22 protein-coding genes are annotated in these 25318 nt (G+C 38.6%); 11 read left to right on the top strand and 11 right to left on the bottom strand.

Annotation, left to right across the window (positions count from 1 at the left end; genetic code table 11):
• The first annotated feature begins 318 nt into the window (after window positions 1–318).
• Complete coding sequence (locus IGJ17_RS15675; RefSeq protein WP_050790978.1) at window positions 319–792, top strand: DUF3955 domain-containing protein; 474 nt, start codon at window positions 319–321, stop codon at window positions 790–792.
• A gap of 61 nt (window positions 793–853) precedes the next feature.
• On the opposite strand, the gene cls is transcribed toward IGJ17_RS15675, so the two are convergent.
• The gene (cls, locus tag IGJ17_RS15680; RefSeq protein ID WP_005233225.1) at window positions 854–2383 is read right to left on the bottom strand and encodes a cardiolipin synthase; all 1530 of its coding nucleotides are present in this window, start codon (window positions 2381–2383) and stop codon (window positions 854–856) included.
• 354 nt (window positions 2384–2737) lie between these two features.
• Here cls and IGJ17_RS15685 point away from each other — a divergent pair, with 354 nt between their 5' ends.
• Window positions 2738–4159 carry a cryptochrome/photolyase family protein gene (locus IGJ17_RS15685; protein WP_142437241.1) on the top strand — a complete coding sequence of 474 codons (1422 nt, stop codon included), beginning with the start codon at window positions 2738–2740 and terminating at the stop codon, window positions 4157–4159.
• Window positions 4160–4580: 421 nt separating this feature from the next.
• Window positions 4581–4970 carry a YxeA family protein gene (locus tag IGJ17_RS15690; protein WP_034871925.1) on the top strand — a complete coding sequence of 130 codons (390 nt, stop codon included), beginning with the start codon at window positions 4581–4583 and terminating at the stop codon, window positions 4968–4970.
• Between the two features lie 296 nt (window positions 4971–5266).
• On the opposite strand, the gene IGJ17_RS15695 is transcribed toward IGJ17_RS15690, so the two are convergent.
• The 6 genes from IGJ17_RS15695 to IGJ17_RS15720 form a co-directional block, all read right to left on the bottom strand.
• Window positions 5267–6715, bottom strand: coding sequence for a helix-turn-helix domain-containing protein (locus IGJ17_RS15695; RefSeq protein WP_008380272.1), 1449 nt, complete (start codon window positions 6713–6715; stop codon window positions 5267–5269).
• 535 nt (window positions 6716–7250) lie between these two features.
• Complete coding sequence (locus IGJ17_RS15700) at window positions 7251–8645, bottom strand: glutamate decarboxylase (protein ID WP_005233215.1); 1395 nt, start codon at window positions 8643–8645, stop codon at window positions 7251–7253.
• 29 nt (window positions 8646–8674) lie between these two features.
• Complete coding sequence (locus tag IGJ17_RS15705) at window positions 8675–10084, bottom strand: amino acid permease (protein ID WP_005230559.1); 1410 nt, start codon at window positions 10082–10084, stop codon at window positions 8675–8677.
• A 25-nt stretch (window positions 10085–10109) separates the two neighbouring features.
• Window positions 10110–10751, bottom strand: a complete 642-nt coding sequence (locus IGJ17_RS15710; RefSeq protein WP_005230557.1) for a hypothetical protein — start codon at window positions 10749–10751, stop codon at window positions 10110–10112.
• 1132 nt (window positions 10752–11883) lie between these two features.
• Window positions 11884–13146, bottom strand: a complete 1263-nt coding sequence (locus IGJ17_RS15715; RefSeq protein WP_429961597.1) for a radical SAM protein — start codon at window positions 13144–13146, stop codon at window positions 11884–11886.
• 10 nt (window positions 13147–13156) lie between these two features.
• Entirely contained in the window at window positions 13157–14425 is a 1269-nt protein-coding gene (locus IGJ17_RS15720) for a radical SAM protein (protein WP_005230552.1), read from the bottom strand.
• Between the two features lie 95 nt (window positions 14426–14520).
• Between IGJ17_RS15720 and IGJ17_RS15725 the strand changes: the two genes are divergently transcribed.
• Together IGJ17_RS15725 and IGJ17_RS15730 are read left to right on the top strand one after the other, a co-directional pair.
• Window positions 14521–16128 carry an ATP-binding cassette domain-containing protein gene (locus IGJ17_RS15725; protein WP_005233211.1) on the top strand — a complete coding sequence of 536 codons (1608 nt, stop codon included), beginning with the start codon at window positions 14521–14523 and terminating at the stop codon, window positions 16126–16128.
• A gap of 62 nt (window positions 16129–16190) precedes the next feature.
• A complete protein-coding gene (locus IGJ17_RS15730; protein ID WP_008380281.1) occupies window positions 16191–16349 on the top strand; it encodes a hypothetical protein in 159 nt (52 codons plus the stop codon).
• A 130-nt stretch (window positions 16350–16479) separates the two neighbouring features.
• Here the strand turns inward: IGJ17_RS15730 and IGJ17_RS15735 are convergent, their stop codons facing one another.
• A complete protein-coding gene (locus IGJ17_RS15735) occupies window positions 16480–16932 on the bottom strand; it encodes a GNAT family N-acetyltransferase (protein ID WP_005230546.1) in 453 nt (150 codons plus the stop codon).
• A 389-nt stretch (window positions 16933–17321) separates the two neighbouring features.
• Between IGJ17_RS15735 and IGJ17_RS15740 the strand changes: the two genes are divergently transcribed.
• Both IGJ17_RS15740 and IGJ17_RS15745 read left to right on the top strand, forming a co-directional pair.
• The gene (locus tag IGJ17_RS15740) at window positions 17322–17741 is read left to right on the top strand and encodes a MerR family transcriptional regulator (protein ID WP_005233209.1); all 420 of its coding nucleotides are present in this window, start codon (window positions 17322–17324) and stop codon (window positions 17739–17741) included.
• A 75-nt stretch (window positions 17742–17816) separates the two neighbouring features.
• Window positions 17817–18683, top strand: a complete 867-nt coding sequence (locus IGJ17_RS15745) for an aldo/keto reductase (protein WP_008380285.1) — start codon at window positions 17817–17819, stop codon at window positions 18681–18683.
• A gap of 376 nt (window positions 18684–19059) precedes the next feature.
• On the opposite strand, the gene IGJ17_RS15750 is transcribed toward IGJ17_RS15745, so the two are convergent.
• From IGJ17_RS15750 to alsS, 3 genes are all read right to left on the bottom strand, one after another.
• On the bottom strand, window positions 19060–19674 hold the full coding sequence (locus tag IGJ17_RS15750) for a CPBP family intramembrane glutamic endopeptidase (protein ID WP_008380288.1): 615 nt from the start codon (window positions 19672–19674) through the stop codon (window positions 19060–19062).
• Window positions 19675–19728: 54 nt separating this feature from the next.
• Window positions 19729–19977 (bottom strand): hypothetical protein, encoded by a 249-nt coding sequence (locus IGJ17_RS15755; protein WP_008380289.1) that lies wholly within the window; start codon window positions 19975–19977, stop codon window positions 19729–19731.
• A 568-nt stretch (window positions 19978–20545) separates the two neighbouring features.
• Window positions 20546–22222: an acetolactate synthase AlsS gene (alsS, locus tag IGJ17_RS15760; protein WP_008380291.1), complete on the bottom strand. Its 1677-nt coding sequence runs from the start codon at window positions 22220–22222 to the stop codon at window positions 20546–20548.
• 240 nt (window positions 22223–22462) lie between these two features.
• Between alsS and IGJ17_RS15765 the strand changes: the two genes are divergently transcribed.
• The 4 genes from IGJ17_RS15765 (at window position 22463) to IGJ17_RS15780 (ending at window position 25251) form a co-directional block, all read left to right on the top strand.
• Window positions 22463–22831 (top strand): winged helix-turn-helix transcriptional regulator, encoded by a 369-nt coding sequence (locus IGJ17_RS15765; protein WP_008380292.1) that lies wholly within the window; start codon window positions 22463–22465, stop codon window positions 22829–22831.
• The gene (locus IGJ17_RS15770; RefSeq protein WP_005233189.1) at window positions 22813–23514 is read left to right on the top strand and encodes an endonuclease III domain-containing protein; all 702 of its coding nucleotides are present in this window, start codon (window positions 22813–22815) and stop codon (window positions 23512–23514) included. The genes IGJ17_RS15765 and IGJ17_RS15770 overlap by 19 nt, the downstream gene beginning before the upstream one ends.
• Window positions 23515–23605: 91 nt before the next feature.
• Window positions 23606–24136, top strand: coding sequence for a YbhB/YbcL family Raf kinase inhibitor-like protein (locus IGJ17_RS15775; protein WP_005233187.1), 531 nt, complete (start codon window positions 23606–23608; stop codon window positions 24134–24136).
• A gap of 26 nt (window positions 24137–24162) precedes the next feature.
• On the top strand, window positions 24163–25251 hold the full coding sequence (locus tag IGJ17_RS15780) for an L-dopachrome tautomerase-related protein (protein ID WP_005233176.1): 1089 nt from the start codon (window positions 24163–24165) through the stop codon (window positions 25249–25251).
• Window positions 25252–25318: the final 67 nt, after the last annotated feature.

The following is a 25318-nucleotide window of genomic DNA, read 5'->3' on the forward strand; positions in this document are numbered from 1 at the left end:
CCACTCGATACTCTCGACAGCTGTCAGACAGCTACCGATCAAGCAGCGAAAGACCAGTATCACACATTTCCTTCCCATCGATCACAATGCTATAATAAAAGAAAAGATACACTGTAAAAATAACACATATACAATCGTTTATTTAGCAGCTGATCGCTTCGGTTATTAAAGATGATTGGCTCCCGCCCTAACCAAGAGCGGACAAAAAAGCGACGCAAGCACCACTTTCCCTTGATTTATCAAGCAGCAAGCCCTGCTTTCTTGGAAGCAACGCGGGTTTCGACTATGCTTAAGTCACATCAGCGAAAGGAAAAAAAGATGGAATTTGGCGAAAAAATCAAAGAAGTACGCACAAGAAATAACTTGACCCAAGAACAATTTGCCACTCAACTACACGTGACGAGACAAGCCGTTTCGAACTGGGAAAACAATCGCAATCTACCAGATTTAGAAATGTTGATTGCCATCGCCACGATTTTTCAACTCTCGCTTGATGAATTGATTTTAGGAGGAACTCAAGTGAACAAGATCACTGAAAAACTAATCAAAGACGGCAGTGAGACTCGACGCGCCAAACTCAATTTGATCACGACCTTGATCGGAACATTTTTACTACTATTCGGCTTTGCCTGCTTCTTCATCAAAGCAAGCTCCGTGGAATACATCGATCAATCCGGCATTTTACATGAAAATTTCTATCTAATCCCCGTAGGATTTTTGTTCCTATTGGCTAGTTTCGTAGTATTTGTGGGAACCGGGATCAATTATTTTCGAGCTGCTAGAAGAAAATGACGCGAAAAAACTCGATTCCAATTGATGGAATCGAGTTTTTTCTTTTGTTCACTATCTTCCTTCAAAGAATCGGAACAAACAAGCCACTGATTTTTTCTTTTGTTTTCGTCAAAAGGCTTCTGGCTTGCCATTCTTCTTTTTCTACTAATTTTGCATGAGCTAAGTCTTCCATAAATTGCTGATTTAACTCTGTGATTATTTTCGACGGCCCATAGATGAACATAGATAACTCATGGTTAAGGTAAAAACTACGAATATCAAAATTTGTTGACCCGATCGTTGCAGCAAACTCATCGACGATCATATATTTACAGTGAATAAAAGCAGTCTCATCATAGGTGTAGACTTCGACGCCGGCAGATAATAATTCATCAATAAACGAATTCGTGCCATGAAAAGAAATTCCTCGATCCCCTTTTCCCGGCACAATCAATTGCACGTTGATCCCACACCGTGCTGCTCTTCTAAGCGCACCTAAACTTTCTTCATCAGGAATAAAGTAAGGCATTGCGATCTTAATCGAATCCGTTGCCTTTCCAATGAGGTCATTAAAGGAATCCTTAATGATTCGCTCGCTATCATAGGGTCCGCCGTAGATTACCTGAACGATTTCCGAACCGCTTTGAACGTCGGTCTTCAACGGAAAATACGTAGCTGTCTGTGTCAAAAAATGAGTGACCGTTTCTTCCGTTTCATCAAGAAAGAGCCAATCATAAATAAAGCACTCTTGTACTTCTAGAACAGCAGGTCCTTCTATCCGGATGTTTGTGTCTCGCCAATAAGAAAACTTACTGCCTCGCCCACTATATTCATTTCCAATATTCATGCCTCCTGTATGTGCAATCTCACCATCAATAACGACCATTTTACGGTGATTGCGCCAGTTCGCTTTATTACTTAGCCAAGGCGAGTTCAACAAATCATACGTGCGTACCTCTACCCCATTCTTTCTCATCAATAATAATAATTGATTAGGAAAGGCGATCGACCCCACGCTATCGTACATAAACCGAACTTCCACCCCTTGTTTGGCCTTTTCGACCAGAACATTTGTCAGCTCCTCCCCTGTTTCATCCCCTTTAACGATATAAAAAAACACATGCACATGATGCTTGGCTTTCTTGATATCTTCTAGCAAAGAAGCGAACGCCTCAGCGCCTTCATTTAATACAGTCAGATGATTATTGATTGTGGGATATTTGCCTGAAAGATGAAAAATCTCAGTGGAGAGATCATGTTTCCCATGAATGACCTCTGAATGTTCTTGCAAAATAGCCGAAACCGTTCGCTGCACTTCCCGTTCATTTTGTATCTGCTGTTTGGGCAACTTCCTTAATCGAGGTTCACGACCAATTAAATAATACAACATGACTCCTACAATCGGTAAAAACAATAAAGCTAAGATCCAAGCAATCTTCGAAGTTCCATCCCTTTGATCAAAAACCACTAAGTAGCCACAAAGAAGAATCGCCAAAATTTCAATGGCCTGCCAAGCATAAATCATCTGATTTAAAAAGAGAATTAATCCAACCGTCACAAGTATCAGTAAAAGCGTTAAAATTTTGTATTGCTGTAATTTGTTTTTGATCATCCTTCACTCCATCCAAATATGCGCTTATTAATAAACGCTAAAGTAAAAAGCCTCACTATATACTATGATTATATACGTTCTCGTTACGCAAATGTAACTCATTTCATCCCCTACTACTCATTTTTTACCTATTATTTATTAAGAAGAGACGATTTGCAGAAACGAAACGGTAAATGACAAGCGCCTATTCAAATCGGTGTACCAATTAAAACAAACCCTGTAAGCATCCCTCGACTTGCTGAAACAGCAATTTTCCTTACGCAATCGCCAAATTTGAATAAATCCCATCTTTCCTTTACTATGAACGAAATCCGATCGTTTTTTTAGCACGGTTATACTATCAAGGAGGTTGTTATGGCAATTCATGTGATGTGGTTTAGAAAGGATCTGCGCTTAGAGGACAATACGGCGCTTACTGAGGCGCTTTTGTCTCTTCAAGCAAACGACCAATTGTTGTGTGTGTTTCATCTCAATGAAAAGCAGTTTCTCCCCGATGCACCAAGCCATGATTACTTTTTTAGCGCGGTTGCTCACTTTATCGAGGCTGTCAAAAAGCAAAATCTGACGATCCACCTCTTGACGGGAACGTTGACAGAAGCCTTTGATCAGTTGTTCGCTTGCTATCCAGAATGGAGCCAGCTTTACTTCAACTTTGATAACCGTGGATATGGTCGTAAACGCGACCTCTACATAAAAGAATTGGTCGAGAAAAAAGGCGTCACTGTCCATTCCTTTGAAGAACATCATCTACACCAACCAACGGAAGTCACCAAAGAGGACAGGACGTATTACAAAAAATTTACGCCCTATTATAAGAAATGGATCCAACTGCCCAAACCGGTGTATCAAAAGCAGGCCCTTGATTTTGAAAAAGCCGCTCATTTTAATGATGCCCCTCACTTCAAAGCAGGGACAGCGCTGCTTGCTGAGGTGCTAAACAATAGAAAGACCGATTTTTCAACGATCGTTGGGGAAGACTATGCGCATAAACAATTGCAGGCCTTTGTGCAAAAGCGTTTGGCTGCCTATGAAAAAGACCGAGATCTCCCTTCAATCAAAGGAACCAGCCGCCTGTCCCCTTTCTTGTCTTTTGGACAAATCTCTATTCGGAAGGTTTGGGCCGCTTGCCAAGGAATGCCACCCAGCACTGGCAAAGCGACCTTTTTAAAAGAACTGGCTTGGCGAGATTTTTATCATATGATCTACTTCACTCATCCGGAGCAAAAAAACTATGAACTCATTGAGAAATATCGAAATATGGATTGGCAAAAGGATGAAGAGGCCTTTAACAAATGGCAAGCAGGACAAACCGGCTATCCGATCATTGATGCCGCGATGCGGCAGCTGAATCAAACCGGTTGGATGCATAACCGTCTACGGATGATCGTCGCTTCCTTTCTAACCAAAGATTTATTGATCGACTGGCGGCAAGGAGAAGCCTATTTTGCTCGACAATTGATCGACTACGACGCTGCCAGCAATATCGGCGGCTGGCAGTGGGCAGCTTCGACTGGCACCGATGCGGTTCCTTACTTTCGAATTTTCAACCCCATCACTCAGGGGAAAAAATTCGACAAAGAGGGGACGTATATCAAACAATTTGTTCCCGAACTCGCCCAGTTGCCGCTAAAATTCATCCACGAACCTTACCTGATGACTGACGAAGAACAAGCCGACCTAAAGGTAGTTTTAGGCACCGACTATCCGTTGCCTATAGTCGACCATAACGAAGCCAGGAAAAGAGCCCTCGATTTGTATAGTAAAATCGAGCCGTAAGCAGCTGTCATGGCCTGCGCTCAAACATTTTCAGTAGAAAAAAAACAGCAAAGACGCTCCGTAAGAGCTCGTCTTTGCTGGTTTTTTATTAAACTGATGCGCCGTTTTTCATCTTTCTATAGTGAAAAAAACAACGACACGTCTTATCAAATAGTCTGCTGGTGAGCATACAAAAAAGAAACATTTTCCATGCTGTGTTTTTTTATTAAGGTTTTTTCGCCTGATTCCGCACTTATTTCTAGTCACTCTAAGCAACAATACCCTGACGATTTATAGATAGAACCCTTTATTAGCGGCGTTCCCCACTTTTCCACGACTGGCTAGTAACATTTCTCCTTGCAAAACTGTTCGTCTGATGAAAGGTCATCTATAGAACCATTCTGTTATAATAGCTCCATATTTGAGGATAAGGATGGTTTATATGAAAAAAATAATCGGATTCGTCTTAGTCGTACTTTTAGGGTTTGCCGGATACAAAGGCTATGAGTATTATCAATCCACCTACTCAGGACAAACAGCTTACGCGTATGTCCCATCTGAGATTCCCCCTAAGGTAGAACATGAAAGTAAAAGTGGCATCGGCGACCAGTCGCCTTGGTATTCTTACGATTACACGTTAAACTTTGTAAAAGAAGATGGCAGCACACAAACACTCGAGGTTTCATTATCAGAAGATAACGCAAAACCCTTAACCCCAAATTCTTATGTAAAAGCGGTGATCAGTGAAAAGCGCACAATAAAAGGCCCGAATAGCGTTGAAAAAGATGCAATTCCCAAAAAGGTTCTAGAAAAATTAGAAAATCAGAACTAACGATTGCAGACTCACATCATTATGTGGGTCTTTTTTTTACATCCTTCCAAAACCAGCATTTTGAATCCCTTCTGTTATTTTCACGCTTGATGTCTTCTGCTCTGTTGCGATACGTTATACAAGGATACTGGACACATTATCTAGCAGAAAGCTGCTTGACTGATCCCTGTTTTCATTCCGTCATCAATGATAAGAGCAATTCAAGCGCCTTTTCCTTTCCCTACTTCGCAGATAATTGAAAAAGCAGCGAATCACCTATCCGTTGACTCGCTGCTTTTTAACTAACAAGTGATGGCTCACACCACAAAAGAATGATACTTAGAATAAGCAATTTGATCGACGATCGCAGAAACCTGATTGACATCTAAATCGGCACCAATGGCGGTCACTTGATAAAATTGGTCATAATTGTTCCCTAATTGGGGGAGATTGGCATTGGAAATCAACAAGTCAAATGTCTCGTCCGGAGTATAGGGTAAAACAACAACATTTTGCTTGCCTTTTAGTTCATTTTTTAACAAGTATATCGAAGCATCCGCCAAAAGACTAGAGCACATATTTAAGACCCCGATCCGTACCCGATATTCTTCTTTAGGCGATAACATATAAATTAAAAAGACTAGGCGTTTCTTGAGATAGTTGAGTTTCGTGGGCGTAAACAAGTTGGTCGGTGCAATAATGTGTTCCAGAATGTCTGAGATCACTTGATCCCGCAAGGAATTGTGAAACATTTTGTGGTAATAATTTAGCGTGACTCGATCGATGGAATAATTCACTCCATGAAAGTAATAAACTTGTGCGATTAAGGAAAAGACATTGGCTTTGATATCGATCGTCGTATGCGAGGCATCAAGACGATAAATGGACTGGATTGCTGCCATGACTTCATCGGTGATCTCAAAGACGGGATTTTTATTAGTGTACAGTCCTAAGCGAAGTTCCTCGTAAGGAATCCCGCCCACCGTAATGAGGAAGAGACAGATAAAGAATGGCACGATCTTCGCTTCATCTACTGAGCAGATACATTTTTTAGAAGCATAGATCTGTCGAATAAAGTGACAGAGGGGCATCTCTTGGCAACGCTCGATTTTGGTTTGTTCTTCCGGACTTAAACTTCCCAAGGTCGTGTGAGACGTGACTTTTTTCATAATCACATACAACCAGATCTTCAGCTGCTTTTGTTGGGCAATCGATAAGGTTATTTTTTTCGCTAACTCCGCAACCAGGTCATCGATCAAAACAGAATCGATCGTTGTTGCACCCATTTTGAAAAAATTATAGTAAAAATAAATGCGTTGTGTCATCGTTCCAACTAGTTTTTTGTTTCTGATCTTTAATTCAAAATGCTGCAACAACTGATTGCACTCAGCAATCAATCGATTGAGGGTCCCCACACTTATGTTTAATTCATCAGCCAAGACGAAGGCATCATAGCCTGCATGTTGAAACAAATAATGGATGATTTGATATTTAGCAGATTTTTTCAATAGCGTGTCGGTCAAATCATCCAGTGAGACACTATCGGTTACTTGCAGTTCCAACGTATAACGATTGATGATAAATGAGACCTTCTCATTTTTTAGTTGCCGTTGAAGGCTCTCTGATAATTTCGTCAAGGTCGGCATCGTAATATCTAATTCCCGACACGCATCACTTTTTTTGATATGACCGGTCGATAAATACAAAAATTTGAGCAAGATATACTCTAATTTTAAGTCCTTATCCAGTAAGTCTTCTTTATACATGACTGTTTTTCCTCCAGTGTAAATCTATATTCATTCAGAATAGTTACAACCAATTTACAGAAAAAGATAGCAGTACGTTACTTATGAAACAAACAAGCGCAGTAAAAACAGGCCCTTTCTACACATACTTTTCCTTCACTTACTCCCCAACAAACCATGACTGACAAACAAAAACCCTCGATGCAAGACGAATTTCCCTAAGAATTCCCTCACGACAACGTTCAAGATTTCCTTTTTGTTTATGTAAAACGTTCTTCTCTAAAAAAATATATTTAGACCATAATAATTAATACTATCACAAGCCAGAAATGTCAATAAATGAAATTATCAAGCGCCATTTTTTTACTTACTCTTAAAAAACGACACTATCAAGTGCTTACCCGTTCTTACAAACAAAAAAATCAAAGGCAGTCGATGCAACCGCCTTTGATTTTTCTATAAACCAATGTTCATTCAGTCTTGCAAAAAACGTTTCATAAAGGGACTTTTTATTCATTGAAAAAAGCAATGAAAGGGTTTCTAGCGATACCGTTTCTTAATGTGAAAAGCCATAGGTTTGATCGGATGAAACATGACGGCTTGGTCGCTTGTTCAAGCGCTCGATTCCTTCTTTCATGTCTTGCACCAGATCCATTGCCATTTGCATACTTAAATCTGCCCGACAGACAAAGCGTTGGATATTGATATGTGATAGATTATCAGGTAATGGATAGGTAGGGACTTGCCAACCTTTCATCGCAAATTCATCCGTCAAATCATACAGATTCCAAGAAATATCGGCATCTTCTTTTAATTTGTAGCAGACGATCGGCAACCGTGAACCATCATTATAAATATCGAAGTAACCCATGTTTTCAATCTCTTTTGCTAAATATTGGGCAACATCGCTGGTCTTTTTGTGGATCAAGCGGTAGCCTTCAAACCCATTGCGGATAAAGGTGTAATATTGTCCGATGATTTGGCTGGCGCTTCTTGAAAAGTTGATGGCCATCGTTGGCATTTCACCGCCAAGATAACTTACTTTAAAGACCAACTCTTCTGGTAAGAAATCTTTTTCTTTCCAAAGCACCCAACCGATACCAGGGTAGACTAACCCATATTTATGTCCAGACGTACTGATGGAACGAACGTTTTTCAAACGGAAATCCCATTCAAGTTCTGGTTCCATAAATGGCGTGTACAATCCCCCACTAGCCGCATCCACGTGGATGTAGACTTTGTAGTCGGTGTGTTTGTTGTATTCCTCTAATTTCTTGTCTAGTGCTTTGATATCATCGTATCGTCCAGTGTAAGTGATTCCTAAAATACCAACGACCCCGATCGTATATTCATCTAAATAGTCCGTGACCTTTTCAACATTAATGCTGCCATGTTCTTCATCGATAGGGATCGTTCGCATTTCAATGTCCCAGTAGACACAGAATTTTTCCCAAACGACTTGATAGGCAGAAGAAATCACTAAGTTTGGTTTTTGTTTATTGATATCTAAGCCAAGTTTTTTTGCCCGATTGCGCCAAGCAAATTTTAAGGCCAATCCACCTAACATACACGCTTCACTTGAGCCTACCGTTGATGTACCGATAAAATCGGACGCTTCTGGGGCATGCCATAAATCAGCGATCATATTGACACAGCGGTTTTCAATTTCTGCTGTCCGTGGGTACTCGGTTTTATCGATGGCGTTTTTATCAAGGGTTTCACTCATAATTTTGACTGCTTCTGGTTCCATGTAGGTTTGACAGAACGTCGCCAAATTTTGTCTTGAGACCCCTTCATCGATCAATTGATCTTTGACTAATTCATAGGCATCCCGCGGTACCAAGGACTCTTTTGGTAATTTGTACATAGGGATCGCTTGATCCATTGCCTCATTCCCATAGATAGGCTCCAAATATTGGGCTTCTTTTCGATTTTTTTTACTAAATAACATGCAGCTCTCCTCCTCATAGGTTGTGCTTTTTATTTTTTATCGCTTGCTTTTTCACCTACATATTTATAGATGACAAACGGTATCACGACAATAATCAGCCAACTGATGATCAAGATGGCTAAATAGGTTCCGCCCTTTCCGGTGCCGATATCGCTCGGTGGAAAGAAGGAAATAAAGAAAGAAAAAATAGAAACAAGCAAACCAACCATCGCAACACCAATTTTCACATTTTTCCCACCAGGAATATGATACGTTCTTGTTAAGTCGTCTTTTTCTTTGACTAATTTAATATAGGAAAGAAACAAGAGGACATAAGCCACCAGATAGATGCAGACCGTCAACGCCATCGCAACGAAGAAGGATAGATTGGCGCCTCCACCGCCTAATGTCAAGACAACCGCCCAAATGGAAACAATGATGCCTTGTACCAAAACGATATTGATTGGGACATTGTGTTGATTGACTTTGGCCATTTGTTTTGGCAGCAAGCCATTTTCAGCTGCTTCAAGCATCGCAGTCGATGGGCCGACCACCCAAGCAGCAATTTCTGCAATGACACCTAAACAGATGACCACGGCAATCAAACGAACCAGCCATTCTCCACCGCCAAAATGATGGATCAAATAAGAATAGGCTTGAATCACGCCAGTATCAAGAGACAATTGATTTTGGGGAATCGTGGCAGCCACCGTTGCCCCACCTAACGTATCCAAAAGAATCGTTGCTACAACTAAAATCAAAATAGCTTTCGGGTAATTCTTTCCAGGATTGTCCATATCTTTTACGTGACTGGCAGAAGATTCAACCCCTGCATAGGCTAAAATAAAGGAAACAAAAACGACCAGCGTATTGATTTTCGTGAAATCAGGAATCCAAGCGCCTGATCCAAAAGAAACTTTGACGGGATTCCCTTGAGCAATGTAGACAATTCCTAAGATAAAAAGAATGATCCCTGTTGCGACGATCCCCACAAAGAACCCTACTTTGGCAATCTTCGCAGTATTTTTTGTTCCGCCAAATTGCGAGATCGTGATCAGCCAAAAGATCACTAAAGTGGCAATCAGCTTCAGCCAAACATTCGTATTAAGAGCCGGCCAATTTAGGGCATAGGAAAGCGCCCCGACAATAAAGTAAATCATCGTAATAAAGCCTACCGTGATTTGGAACCATTGGAAGAAAATGGCAGCAAAGCCCCATTTTCTCCCTAATGTTTTTGAGACCCAGGTATAGAGTCCCCCTTTTTCCCATCCCTTTACAGTAGCCATCTCCGCAGAGCAAAGGGCTACAGGGATAAACCAGAGGAAACCGCCGACGAGTAAATAAAAAACTAAATTCATCTTCGATGTCGCAAAGGTTGGATACTCATATACCGTCATCACCATTGAAGCAGTTATTGCAAAAAAACTCAACAATGATAGTTTTTTCTTGCTAGTATCCATTTTTTTTACCTCCTATCGTTAGATACTATTTTTCAGCAGCGGAAGATAGATCAATATGGTACGTATGTGTCAAATCTCCATCTGCTTTAAATTCGATTTCGACCGCTTTGATCGCTGGCAAACTTTGTTCTTGCGCCACTTTAAAATGAATAAAGCCATCTTTATGTTTGTCATGGGTCAAAATCTCATCATCTAAGTAGTCCACAAACACTTCCGCTTCTACTTTTTTGCCATCATTCAACACCAAATAGGCTTTGTCAGGTTTGATTTTTTTGTCTTTCGAATCTTCATTAAACAATTGATATTTCAGTGAGAGCAATGTTTTGTATTCTTTGTCTTTGTCTTTGAATTCTTCTACATTCACGATTTTTACATGATTCACTAAAAAGCGAATGTGATCCCAACCAGCATTTTCATAATTCGTTTCATACCAAACGACGTCTTTGATTTTCGGATCGATTCCCTTAGTTACGATTTCTTCAAAATACCCGTCATCACTCAATTTTTCACTTCCCACAACTACTTCATCTGACGAATCGCTGATCAACGTTTCCGTTCCAGACCCAGAGACCACTTCCCCTGATTCTTCCACTGTTGAGCATGCACCTAGAGTAAACAAAACGCCTACACCTAAAACGAAACCTGCAACTAATGATGTTTTCTTCATTGTAAATCCTGTCCTTTCTTTTATTATTTTTATTCCATCTCAGGTATACCATTTAACCCAAAAAAGCGAATACCTAATTTTTTATTTTAAAAACAAAAAAACGCGAAAAATAATTCGCGTTTCGATGCTATCATGAAGTGCAGATAAGAACAATGACCATTGAAAAGAAAGGACTGAGTTTTTTTGAGAGCGCTTGTGGTCGTCCTAACTGCCGTTTTGTTAAGTATCAGCCCTCTTTCAGCTGACTTTTATCTGGAAAAGACGGACAGACATACTTCTAACGCAATGTTTTCTCGGATAGAAGTTGCCCAAAATGAGTGGGCGACTACTGGATCAAAAAGATTTGTTGGAACGCTGATGCTTCCTGATGCAAAAGGCAGCCTGTTGACAGCTGACGGGCATTTTATGAGAAGACCTTCCAAGCTTGCGACGAATAGACGCGTAGCAATAGCAGCTTGTAGGGTTCCAAAAACACCCAAAATCGCACGGGGCAGTCATCTGTCTCAGCGCTGTAGCTCTTTAGCCCCTACGACTTTGCGGTTAGAAAAAGCGTGTCAGGCACGGCAATCAAACGTCCTTAGCTCTCATCCGAGTATCTGGTGTCGTACATGACGCCTTCATCCACAGGGTTTCCGCAGTGATGGCACATAGGTAAGTCAAAAACAAATGATCCTCAAAACGTTTATCCTCCGGCGTATCCTAGACAAATCTACTTCCCCATCCTGAACAAAAAAATAGCCACTACCTACTTTCCACTTACTTGTGCCATCCTCTGCTTGATAAAATGATCAAAATTTTTTGATTGAAAAGAAAAAATTGCCTATTCTGTTTTGATCATTTTTTTAGTGATCGATCATTACTTAGCTAGCTAAGCCCCCCAAACCTCAAGCAGCCCCCGAAAACAGTTTCGGAGGCTGCTTGGGGTGAGCTTTGCTCACTATTTAGTTTTCTTATAAAAATTTTAATATGAGAAATCATTTATTACAATATGAATGAGAAAATTGAGTTACGCTTTCTATTTTCATAAGTAAGTATAGATTCTATTCACAATGTAACATAGTAACCTTATTTAACTAAGCTATTTTTTTAAGAAGACCTTATCAATCTTCTGAAGCAAAAATATTCCACCAGATTATATTAGTCTTGCCGAAGCCATTTTTATATGCTCTTCAATATTGTACTTATAGCTAACGCACTTCGACTCACCTGTATTCATTCGAATTAACGGACAGCCTCCTAAACACAAAGGTTGAACTTTACAACTTGAACATTTCGCTTTCGAAAAAAATTTGTACTCTGTAAATGTTTTATGCACACTGTTCAATTGTATTCCTGTATAGATATCTCCAACTCGTCCAATCGTTTTACCAATATGAACCCAGCATTTATATAAAAATCCATTAGGGTCGATTACATAGTCATCTCGATTGATAGCTTCGCAGAACCCAATCGTTGTCCGTGGTATGGCAACAATATTTATCCCTCTTTCCAAAAGACTTTTATAAACCATTATTTCTTCTTTCGAAAACTCTTGGGATGTATAACATGTGGGTGTTTTGTAGGTATCAAAATCCTCTACCGGCGCAAGATAAAAGCCAACTTTCTTAAGTAAATTAAAATTATCCAGCGAGTTCATCAAACGAATAACATCTTCATGATTATTCTCCCTATCTATATTTACTCTTACAGTTACTGGAATATATTTTAGAGTTTTAACTATATTCTGTAATATTCTTGCAAATGTCCCTTTCCCATTTGTTAAACATCTTCTAGAATCATGATTTATCTGATCCCCATCCAGAGTAATTTGAGCATAATTAACGTGATAACTTTTTAAAAGTTGTGCAACTTTTTCTGTTAGCAAATAACCATTGGATACAATTTCTGCGTTGAAATTTTTATATTTTTTTTCGTTTTTCATTATTATTTCACTTATAACTTTAATAGAGTTCAATCCCATCAAAGGCTCTCCTCCATACCAAATTACTTTCAATGACTGATGGGGTAATACATTTTTAAGAATAAACTCAGCTGTTTTCTTAGCAGTTTCAGTAGTCATAGTATGTTGTCTAAACCCTTGATCGTAACAATAAAAACAGGAAAAATTACAGTTCATCGTAGGGGCAATTGTGAAAGTTACTTGACTAGGATTATATCGTTTTTCATTTGCCACAGACACTAATCTTGCTTCTTCATCAATCTCATCGGAAACAATGATATTTTGATTTTCTAAATAAGAGAATAATTCTGTTTTCTCAAAGTTATCGTTATTAATAAAAGTCTGTAGATCATGGAACTCGCTTTGAGTTAGTAAAACGATAGCAGAGTATACCGAATTGTACAAAAGTATTTCATTATCCACTTCTTCAACAATCGTATATTGCGATAATTTCATAAAATCACTCCTAATTAAATTGGGTAAAAAATTTTCTGTTACCTAGATTTGTATGCTTTACAAAAGAACGTATGAATGTTTCTCTATCAATTGAATAGTTGGGGTTACATGAAGTATCACACTGTACCTTTCCTCGACACACTGCAATTAATTCACATGAATTACACTGATTGTTGCTTTTCGGAAGAACACTCTTTTGGTCATAAAGGCTATATTGAACATCTTCTGCAAAAGAAGATGATTCTGTAAAACTTTTTATTATTCTACGTTCATAAAAATTTGTTGCATTACATAACCCTATAGATCCATCAGAGAAAAACTTTACAGACCAAGGATTATACGCATCGCACTCAAAGCGATACGAAGAAAATGGAGAGACATTCACCAGGAAACCGTTTTCAATTAGGTGATCAATTGCAGTTGAAGATACCCACTTTAGATATTTTTCATAGGATAATGCATTGAAATAATTTTCATTAAACTCATAGTTATTAATGTAATAGCAATTGATATGGGCTTTGATATCACTTTGGCGGATCGTAACGAGAAAAGACTGAAACTCTTCTGTATTTTTATCAGATGTATTATAACCAATATGGATTTTAACACGTCCGCTCTTAGATGCTACCGCTAGATTTTCAAAAATCTTATCATACGTTCCGCTTCCACTCTTAAGAGATCTATTTCTATCATGATCTTTTCTAGATGTTAGTGTAGTATCGACAATTAAAGAATCAAAATGATTTATAAAATCTGGAGTGAGTAGATAGGCGTTTGTTCCTAAACCATAAGAAATTGAGAGTGATTTCTCTGACGCAATTTGATCAATCTTACTTTTAATTGCGAGAATTCTTTTTTTATAAAGAAGTGGCTCGCCCCCGAAAAAATAGATATATAGTCTCCGAACGCCTAGCTGAGCAATGTCTAAAATGTATTGCATTATATTATTTATCGTCTGATCAGTAATAACATTTTTAGAAAGGAAATCATTCTGGTAACAATAAGTACACGAAAAGTTGCAATCTTCTGTGATATTTATAGTGATAGTAACTAAGTCTCTCTTTAAATTGATTGTTTTCTGTTTATAACTTTCCAAATCACCGTGTATAAATCCATTTTCAAATAAATATTTTCGTTCACCTTCACTTATTTCGCTCGAAATCTCCGTTTTACTTTTCATTTTTTTTGAATCAATAGTAACTATTTCTTGCGTTAATGTATTGCAAAGAATAGTCTCGTTACCGTTCTCAATGATATCGACATACCGTGAAAAACGCATCACCTAACCCCCTTTTTCAATAATTATACATTTCACAAAATAATATTTCAATTTTTTTTTAATTTGTGATATAGTTTTTACATAGGAGGGAGAGAATGAAAAAAATATTAAAAAGAAACCAACCACTTTTCTTTTTGCATGTGATTTTATGCGCAATGGCAGCGCTCATTCAAGTTGGGGTTGCTTTGGTGTATAGACAAATCACCGAGGTTGCTATGTCAGGAGATGTAAAAAGACTTTTATTTATTGGTATATTCGCCTTCTTTTACATCTTATTGAACACGATGAGCGATTTTATTCCAAGAAGAAGTAAATCCGTCTTAGTTCAATCAATAATGAATCAACTGAGAGAGAGTCTCTCGCAGAAAATCGTTCGAATGAATCCGGTACTATTTCTTAAAAATGAGAAAAACGAGTATCTCTCAAAGTTGGCAAATGAAATGAAAGTCGTTGAATTAGAATTTTTAAAGCCCGGATTTGGACTGATTTTAAGCATTTTTACCTTTCTATTCTCTCTTTTATTCACACTAAAATTAAACACTTCTTTTTCATTGATTATGCTGCTCTTAGCTTTTAGTCCTTTGCTAGCCCCTTATTTCGCTAAGCGAATCCTTAGTGATCGTCGCAAGTCCGTTGTTCTGGAGCAAGATCGTACACTTAGTTTATTTGACCAACTTCTCTCAGGATACCTGACCTTACGTGTCGGCAAAGGTTTTCCAACATATACGAAAATTTTTACTAACAGTAGTGAACGATTAAAAAAGGAAAGTATCACTTTTGAAACCTTACAAGGACTGACTTATGCAATTTCTTTTGGACTTGGGGATCTTGCCTATTCAGGGACATGGATCGTTGGTGGTTTCTTTGTTGCTGCCAAAATAATCACCATTCCCGATCTTATTGCGATGACTACACTAATGAGTACGATTGCCGGTCCGTTAGAGTATTTCAGTACTTCAGTTACAGATATTTTAGCGAGCAAGAAGGTCGCGGACGATCTTATAGCTTTCATTGATGGTACCGATGATGATGAGCCCAATCGCTCACTTGAACTTGCAGAACCAATAAATACTTTATCGATTGAAAATCTGCATTTCCATCATGGAAATCGTTTGATTTTTAATGGTTTTACTCAAACATTTGAGCGTGGAAAAAAATATGCTATCACTGGCGCAAGCGGTAGCGGGAAGTCGACACTATTGAATATTTTAGCGGGAATTTACCCTATCGACGATCATCAAGTATTGGTTGACCAGCAAGAGATGAATCAGCTATCTAGAGACTCCCTTTATGAGAAAGTTGCACTTGTCCAACAAAAAACTGCTATCTTCCAGACGAGTATTGCTTACAACGTTTCTATTTTTAGTGAATACGAACTTGAAAAAATCGTTGATGTTTTAAAACGAAGTGGATTAGATGATCGCTTTGATAACAATGATTTAACCGATACGCAAGATAATACATGGATAAACTTTCTTTCTGGCGGCGAGCTTAGACGGCTTGAGATTGCTCGGGCAATCTTTAAAGATTCCGATGTTATTCTTTTTGACGAACCAACATCTGGTCTAGACAGTATAAACGAGATGATTATCAGTGACTTAATCTGCTCACTTACAGATAAAATAATCATTGTCGTTACTCACTCAACAAATCAGGAATTTCTAGGTTCATTTGATGAGCTAATTCAGTTAAATAAATCATGAATTTAGATGATATAGGCCTACCTTATGTCATCTGGAAATATAAAAGAAAGGAGAGGTATACAATGAAAGTAATCTCTGAAGCTTCAAAAGAACAAATCATCACCATGTGTGGAAGTAATCAGCATTCCCATCATCCACCAATCATCTTACCTGAAGAGACTGATACACCATTTTCAAATCAGAAAAAAGAAGAGATAAAAAAAGAAGAGAAAGCTAGTTAAGAGAAAATCATTTGATCCTTACTTTACTTATTAATAAGGATAATAGCAATCAAAGAAGGGGTCGTGACTAGCTATATATGTCTCGACTCCTTCTTACATATTTCCCGCAAACGCAAATAATTTTTAACAGCTACTTGTTATCAACTTTCTTCATATAAAGAATTGGATAAGGGTTTCCTTGTTCGTCTAACTCGCTTCTTTTGTATACCTCAAATCCCATATGCTCATAAAATCCTTTCGCCTGAGGATTCTGTTCATTTACTCCCAGTTCATTTACAGAATAGTTTTCCATCCCGTATGCCAAGAGTTTTCTTCCTAGTCCCTTGCCTCTTTGTTCATTTGCTATAAAAAGCATTTCAAGATTTCGATCCGAGATCCCCATGAAGCCAGCTGGCTCTCCATTTTCACTTTCTACGATAATCAAATGTGGCACATGATGCAATGCCTCTGGAATGTATTGCTTAATGGCTTGGATTTCGGTCTCTGACAAAAAGGTGTGCGTCGCCTTAACAGAACTCTCCCATACTTCAATTAATTGTTGCTCTAACTTTTGATTCATACTACTTACTTCTTTTATATTCATGGATAGTCACACTCTCATCAGCTTATTTTCGTTTTTCATAACAAGAATCGCTGTTTCATTGATCCAAGTTAAGAATTTTCAACATCATCATAACATGAGATGGATTTATTTAAAATCTATGGATAAAAACTGCCTCGCTCAAATAGATAACGAAACAATCAATTCTAAGAGAGTATGACTTGCTTTGAAACACACTAAGAAAGGAGCTTTCAATACTGATGATTTCTCAAATCATTCTGTTGAAATAAAAATGCTTGTAGCTTTTTCTTCCCGAATAGTCGCCATAACGAACAAAATATATTCTTTTCAATAAACGATTTTAAACCACTTGCCCTAGAGTCCACTTCAGGGTTTATGATTACTTATAGAAAAGATAAGGAGAACCAACGATGAATATAAAAAAAGCAGCGGAAATGTTTGATTTGAGCGTAGACACATTGCGCTATTATGAACGAGTCGGTGTGATTCCACCTGTCCAACGCAATGAGAGTGGCTATCGGGTGTACACAACAAATGATCTAAACTGGATCTATTTAGCAAAACATTTACGAAATGCAGGATTGTCGATCGAATCGCTAATTGAATTTGCTCAATTGGCACAAGTACGTGAAAGTCAAAACGTCGAAACAGCTCAGAAACAGATTTTAGCCGATCAACTCGAAGAATTAGAGAAAAAGTTAGCAGCAATGCAGGAAGTAAGAGACCTACTTATTTATAAGATAGAAACGTATGATGAGCATATCGCAAAATTTAAAGCAGGAAATATGACCCCTGATAAAGTGGAAAAATTATGGGAACGAAAAAAGTAACATCTTTCACTTGCTATGGACTTAACTCCAAGGTTTAGGATAGAACATGCAATGAAAATTAGAGGAGGAAACATTATGCAAACAATCACACTCAATAATGGTGTCACCATGCCGCAACTAGGATTTGGCGTTTATCAAATACCTTTGGAAGAAACAGCAGAAGCTGTTTACCAAGCAATCAAAGCTGGGTATCGACTGATCGACACTGCTTCTATTTATGGAAATGAAACAGAAACAGGCGAGGGAATCAAGCGCGCCATCACTGAAGGTCTAGTCACTCGAGAAGAACTTTTTGTTACCTCTAAATTATTTATTCTCCAAGCTTCCGAAGATAAAGCGAAAGAAACGATTGAACATTCGCTTGAAACAATGGGATTAACTTATCTTGATCTCTACCTTATTCACCAACCATATGGAGATATTTATGGTGCTTGGCGCTCAATGGTTGCTGCTCAAAAAACAGGAAAATTACGTGCAATTGGCGTTTCAAATTTCAAATCAGCTAAGATGATCGAGTTTGTCGGCTTGAATGAGGCGAAACCTCAAATCAATCAAATCGAAGTGAACCCTTGGAATCAACGAGCGGAAGATCAGGAATGGCATGAAAAATATGACGTCCAAGTTGAAGCTTGGGCTCCCTTTGCAGAAGGACGCCATGACCTATTTACCAATCCGACATTAGCAGAAATTGGCAAGCAATATGGCAAAACGGTTGGTCAAGTTGTTCTTCGCTGGTTGATGCAAAGAGGGATTGTCGCTTTAGCAAAAACAGTTCGTCCAGAACGGATGGCTGAAAACATTGCTATTTTTGACTTTGAGCTTTCCCAAGAAGACATTGAAAAAATAGCCGCTTTAGATAAAAAAGAGTCCGCATTCTTTGACCACGATGCCCCCCAACAAGTGGAATGGTTTATGGAGCGGATGTTAGATACTGAAAGTTAATAGGTTTTTATTGAAGAAAACCAATACAAGTCCGCTCACATTGCAAAAGGAAGCGGACTTGTATTAGTTCTTACTGAATTGTATGTCGTCACTTTTCTTTGTCAGTATGACAATGTTCTTGGAAATAGGGCCAGTGAGTCATCTTTGAACAAGGAGTTGCTTTTCATATTTAGCAGTGGAACCTAAATGATGATCTAAAAAATGACGAAGGACAGACATTCGTAGATAAGAACTGTACAAAACAACATGCCTAAGACGCTTCTCTGACCTCTCAAATGTACTTTCACCAAATATGTTTTAGAGATTCTATACGTACATAATAGATAAATTGCCCCCAATTCTTCTACTATTAAGAGGAAACATTAAGAAGAAATCTTTAGATCAAGATAGCTGCTGCCATCACAACGAAATTATAGAAGCTATGTGCAAAAATGGATTCCCAAATATTTCCCCTACGTAAATAGGTGATCGTCAAATAAAACCCTATGACAAAGTAGGGAAAAAGAGCAAAAAGATTCCCGTTCACATTTACGATATGACTTTCAGTAAAAAGCAAGAGGCTTCCGACAGCAGTGATGATTCTCAACCATCGTTTTTCTCCAACATAAATCAGTGTATAGCGATAAAGCATTTCCTCGAAAACAGGTGCTAGCAAAAGTACATCGAATACAAATGGAAGGGTTCTTTGATCGGAGAGATAAACAAAAATCAACGCATTGAGATCACGAAATAAAAGAATATTAATTAAACCGATAGTGAGGATAATACTAGTAGGTACGATGAGACCGATTTTTATTAGCGCAATTTTATTTATCTTTTTATAACTCTCTACTAAATAGTTACGGAAAAGAAGGATACCAAGTAAAACGAACAATAGTTTTACTCCGAAATGATTATAACTCATCAAATATCTTGCATAAAAAGAAGGAATGCCACGTATTGCTAGCCCCTTCCATAGGACATAAAACAATAAAAATAACCCTCTTTTCAACTTATCCCTCCTAATGAACGAAAGCTTTATACTCCAGATAGTTTTACTCTTCTTTCAGTTCTTCCTATCTCTAAAATAACAATAAACCAAATAACCACTCGAGCATACTAACAAAGGAAGTCCGACATAGAGCATACCAGTTCCTAATGGATAATTAATAGCAAGATCAAGTTGGATATTCTTAAGCTCTTCTTGGCTTATTGTGTCAAAATCTTGAATAGGAATCAAAATCGTTTGTAAAAAAAAGCCAACGACCGTGATAAAAAGACTGAAACAAAAAACGCCGAGTGCAAATTTTTTCATAAGAGACCTCTTTTCAGCATACACTTTATTGCTTTACCATCTTATTATACATATCAATCATTAAAAAAAGAAACTTAAAATATTTTTACACATTATACTTACAACAATTAACAAGGAAACCATCCTATAGAAGTCATTCCTTAGCTGGAAAAAGGAGTCTCCTCACTAATAATTCTTCCATCAAACAACATAGGAAGTGCTTAATTTCCTTCATTCGACTTACTTGAAATCTGCCTCTATGAAGACTAGAAACACGTATCCAAATCACCGCTATCCACCGTATTTAGAGTATCGATGTGCTTTTTTAAGACAGTGCCGAATTGGCAGACCTTTTCTCCGAAAAAATCAGAGGAGATGCTAACAAAAATACCGCTAGCAGCAAACGAATCATCGTCCTTACCAACGGCATTTTATTAAAGACTTCTGTCCTGGATTCTCTAAAAATTCCACTTCATATTTTTAGTCAGGCACTGTTTTTATTGTAAAAAGAACTTTCTTTTCTTTAACGTAGTAAAGGTGCATTGCCATTCTTTTCTAACACATGTTTTGTGGCCCATAGTAGAAAGACTCAGTACTTTTTAAACGGTTCTTTATCTCGTAAATGAATATTCTCATGATTGTCTTCGATCATTTCAATCACTCTTGGTTCACTCGTAGCGTACGCTTCCTTCAGCGCAGCATCTAAAGCTTCTTTGGAACGTACACGAACTGCTTTAATACCGTAGCTTTCAGCCATTTCTTTATACCCAATATAATCGATATCGACCCCTTCTTTTTGTCCGTTATAGTCTAGTTCTTGTTGGAATTCAACCATGTTGTATTCTTTATCCACCCAGATTACTTGCACAATATTCAAATTGTAATGGGCTACTGTAGCTAATTCTTGTGAGGAAAACATAAAGCTGCCATCCCCACCTGAAGACAAAATCTTTTCCTCTGGACGTAACAGTGCTGCTGAAATCGCCCAAGGAAGACCGACGCCTAAGGTTTGTTCCCCATCAGACATTAAGAAATGTTTTGGCCGATACACATTTAGGTACGAACCCAGCCACACTTCATGACTTCCTCCATCCATAACAACGGTCGTATTTGGATGAGCCTCGATTATTTTTTGCAAAGAGTCAACAATTTCCAATGGATGTAGTGCATCCTCAGGTGTTTGGCTGGGTACTTTTTTCTTCGCTGTCAATTTTTCTTGCAAGTCATGAACCACCATTTTCCACTCATCCGTAATGGCTTGTTCCGTTATGCTATTGGTAATATTTTTTAGATTTTTTGCGATATTGCCTAAGAGGATGGTGTCAGGGAGATAAGTTTCATCTAAATGATCCACTACAGTATCAATATCAATAATGCGCTTGTTATCGGTATTCCAAACAGAAGCCCAGTATTCAACCAAATTTAATCCCAATGTAATCACTAAATCACTGTTAAAAACCAGTTCATCCCCAGGCAGGTTATTAAACAGCCCCACTCGACCCACATAGTTTTGGGAAAACTCATGCGTCAATAGACCTGTAGCTTCGAACGTCTCCACGACCGGAATTCCCGTTTTTTTAACGAACCCTTGAATGGCAGCCGCCGCATTATCATCGGCTGCCCGAGCACCAACGATAATAACTGGGCGTTTTGCCGCTTTGATTTTCTCAACTGCACTAAGAATGGCAGCTTCGTCACTAATCGTATTGTCCAATTGATTCACTAAGGTCGAAAAAGCCAAACCAGATTTAGTGGTCTCAGCTAACAGAATATTACCTGGAATATCCATAAAAACGGCCCCGGGATTGCCATTGATACTTGAGACATACGCATTCGCTACTTCATCCGCAAGGGCATCGGTATGCTGAATTTCCTTGGCATATTTAGTAATCGTTGAATCATTCATTACGCCAGAAATATTAGGATTTTGAGGATACGGTGTTACTAACTTCGCTTGTGGAACTTGTCCGGCAATAGCCAATACCGGGTCACCATCAGAAGTCGCCGTAGCTAAGGGCGTGACCAAATTCAAAGCCCCCGGTCCTGACGTAGTCATCACTACACCAGGTTTACCAGTCATGCGCCCAATTCCTTGTGCCATGAAACCAGCATTTTGTTCATGTCTTACCGTAACAACTTTAATCTCTTCACGTTTTTTCAAAGCCATTAATAACGGACCCAACTTGCCGCCTGGCAATTGAAAGACATATTCCACACCATTTTTAATCAATGTATCTACAATCAAGTCTGCACCGTTCTTATTCATAATAAATCTCTCCTAAATGTTTTTTGCAAGTTGTTTATTAGGATTACTTGAGATAACTGTAAAGGTAATAAATTTGCTTACTCGTGTACTATAGATTCAAAAGAAAGAGTTGTACATTAGGGAATTTTTTTATACGTCTATTTCTTATTGCCTTCTTACGATTAGGAGATGAATTGTTTTACAAATAGTAAGTAAATCCTTATGATACTCTCAGACATACGGAAAAGGAGACAACGGAAGATGACAAGAAAAATATACAATTGCGAACATGGCTGCGCGGTCGAATCGACTTTACAAATGATTTCAGGTCGTTGGAAAAGCGTTATCTTATATCATTTGATGTTTGATGGGTCACTTCGCTATAACGAACTACAAAAGCTGATTCCTGGCATCACTAGAAGAATGGTCTCTTTGCAGTTGAAAGATTTAGAAAAGGATGGATTGATCTATCGTAAGGTCGTTCAGGAAAAACCATTACAGGTTGTGTATGGAATGACCGATTATGGCTACTCTTTAAAAGAGATCATTGAATTATTGTATCGCTGGGGCGAAGATTTTAATCACAAAAACGCGGGATTACTTGAAGAAGAATGTTTAACTTGCAATTGATCGCGACTGCTAGTAAAAATGAGGTTTTTAACGTGAAAAAGATTGAAAATATTGAAGAATTATATGAAGCATTAAGCACATCAATGGAACATTCAACGTGGTGGGATACAGAAAATCCATGGGAAATCGTTGTCGGATCAATTTTGGTTCAAAATACCAATTGGAAAAATGTGGCCTATTCCTTAGCAAACATCAGAAGAGAGATTGGATTTTCTCCGAAAAGATTGGCAGAAATTGATCAGTTCCTTCTTCAGGATCTGATTCGGCCCAGTGGTTTCTACAAAAATAAATCCCGCGCGATAAAAGAAATCTTTTCTTGGTTTCAGCGCTACAACTATGATATCGGTATTCTACAGAAAAAAGAACAGGCTGAGTTACGAAAAGAGTTGCTAGCTATCTATGGTGTTGGCTATGAAACGGCAGATGTACTAATGGTTTTTGTGTTTAATAAGGTCGTGTTTATCGCTGATAAATACGCACAACGAATTTTTAGTCGCTTAGGCCTAAATGAGCCGCTTACTTACCTCACCCTTCAAAATATGATCGAATTACCAGATACATTTACCAATGAACAAGCTCAAAACTTTCATGGTTGGCTAGTTGATTACGGTCAAGTCCATTTGAAATCGGATAAAGACTGGCAAGCAGGCTTCTTAAGTCAGTTTACACTCGTTCACCTCTAATTGTGGTATAAAAAAATTCCCTAATTTACATTTCATTGACCGAGGATTACGCTATCCTTGTTACAAAAACACGTTTCAAGGAGGAGATAGTATGAACGATCCATTTTTAGGATTACAAGACGTGCCAGCGTTTCACGTGACCAGTAAGGACATTGTTGACGGGAAACTTATGGATAAAAAATTTATGTCTGGTGATTTTGGGATTGAGGATGGACAAGATATTTCACCAGAGCTTCACTGGACCGGTGCACCAAGCAATACGAAAAGCTATGCGGTTACCTTATACGACCCTGATGCACCAACTGGATCAGGATTTTGGCATTGGGCAGTCATGAATATCCCCGCTTCTGTAGAGGAATTATCACAAGGAGCCGGCAGTAGCGATAACGCAAAGCTGCCACCGGGAGCCGTTCAATTACCAAATGATGCCCGCATGAAAAAATATATTGGTGCTGCGCCGCCCAAAGGTCATGGTGTTCATCACTACTTCTTAACGGTTTGGGCATTGGCTATTGAGAAAGTTGAAATTCCTGAGGATTCTACCCCAGCTTTTTTCATTTTTAATACCTTTGGACATGTCCTAGCTCGTGGTGTTGTGAACTTTGAAGTCGAAGTGAAATAGGGAAAGCTCAGAGAGGAAGATACGTAATGAATGCTGCAAAAGAAAACTATTTTGGCAAACTAGAACAAGTTCATGAATTTTATGATGCGATGCCTACCGGCGTTAGCTTATCGGAAACCGGGAGAATCTTTATTAATTTTCCTGAATGGGGAGACCAAGTAACCGCGACAGTCGTTGAACGAGTAGACGGCAAATTAATTCCTTATCCTAGCCAAGAAGCGAATACATTTGATCCTCAAAAACCGGAAAACGGATTTCTAAGTGTACAAAGTATCGTTGCTGATGGTGCTGGTACTTTGTGGGTATTGGATACCGCTGCACCCAAATTCACCGTTCCTGTTAAGGGTGGGGCAAAACTGGTTGCTGTGGATTTAAGTACTAATCAAATTCGCAAAGTCTATACTTTTTCACCGGATGTCGTCCTAGACTCTACGTATTTGAATGATGTTCGAATTGATTTACGCCGCGGTTCTGAAGGGGTAGCCTATATAACCGATTCTTCTATTACCGGTCCTGGTGCGTTGATCGTACTCGATTTAGGTACTGGCGATGCATTCCGTATTTTAGATGGCACGCCCTCCACCGCGGTTGATCCAGCCTTTATTCCTAAAGTTGAAGGCGAGATTTTGTTAAATCGCTCGGCTGATGGAACAACTTCGCATTGGCAAGTGGCAGCTGACGGCCTAGCGATTTCTCCCGACGGAAAAACCTTGTTTTTTAGTCCTTTATCCAGTCGACATTTATACTCAATTGAAACCGATAAAATTTTCAACAAAGAAATTGATGATCACGCATTAGAAGCACATGTTAAAGATTGGGGCGAAAAAGGCGCCTCTGATGGCATGATTACGGCAGAAGATGGAACGATCTATGCTGGCGACTATGAAAACAACAGCATTCGTGTGATTCACACGGATGGTACTATGGAGACTTTGGCTCACGATCCGCGTATTTTATGGCCAGATACTTTATCTATTGGACCAGATCAATACTTATATTTTAACGCCAACCAGCTGCAACGGCAGGCTAGTTTTCACAAAGGAGAAGACCTGAGAGAGAAGCCTTACAGTCTGTTCCGCATTTTTATCGGAAAAAATCCTGCGAAAGCAAACTAACCGGTCTTGATCCAAAGGGAGGGCAATACGTAAAAGAACTAATGCGATTTTCTATCCAGAAAAGGAG

Source organism: Enterococcus sp. DIV1096b, from assembly GCF_050498765.1.
Taxonomy (GTDB): domain Bacteria; phylum Bacillota; class Bacilli; order Lactobacillales; family Enterococcaceae; genus Enterococcus_D; species Enterococcus_D entomosocium.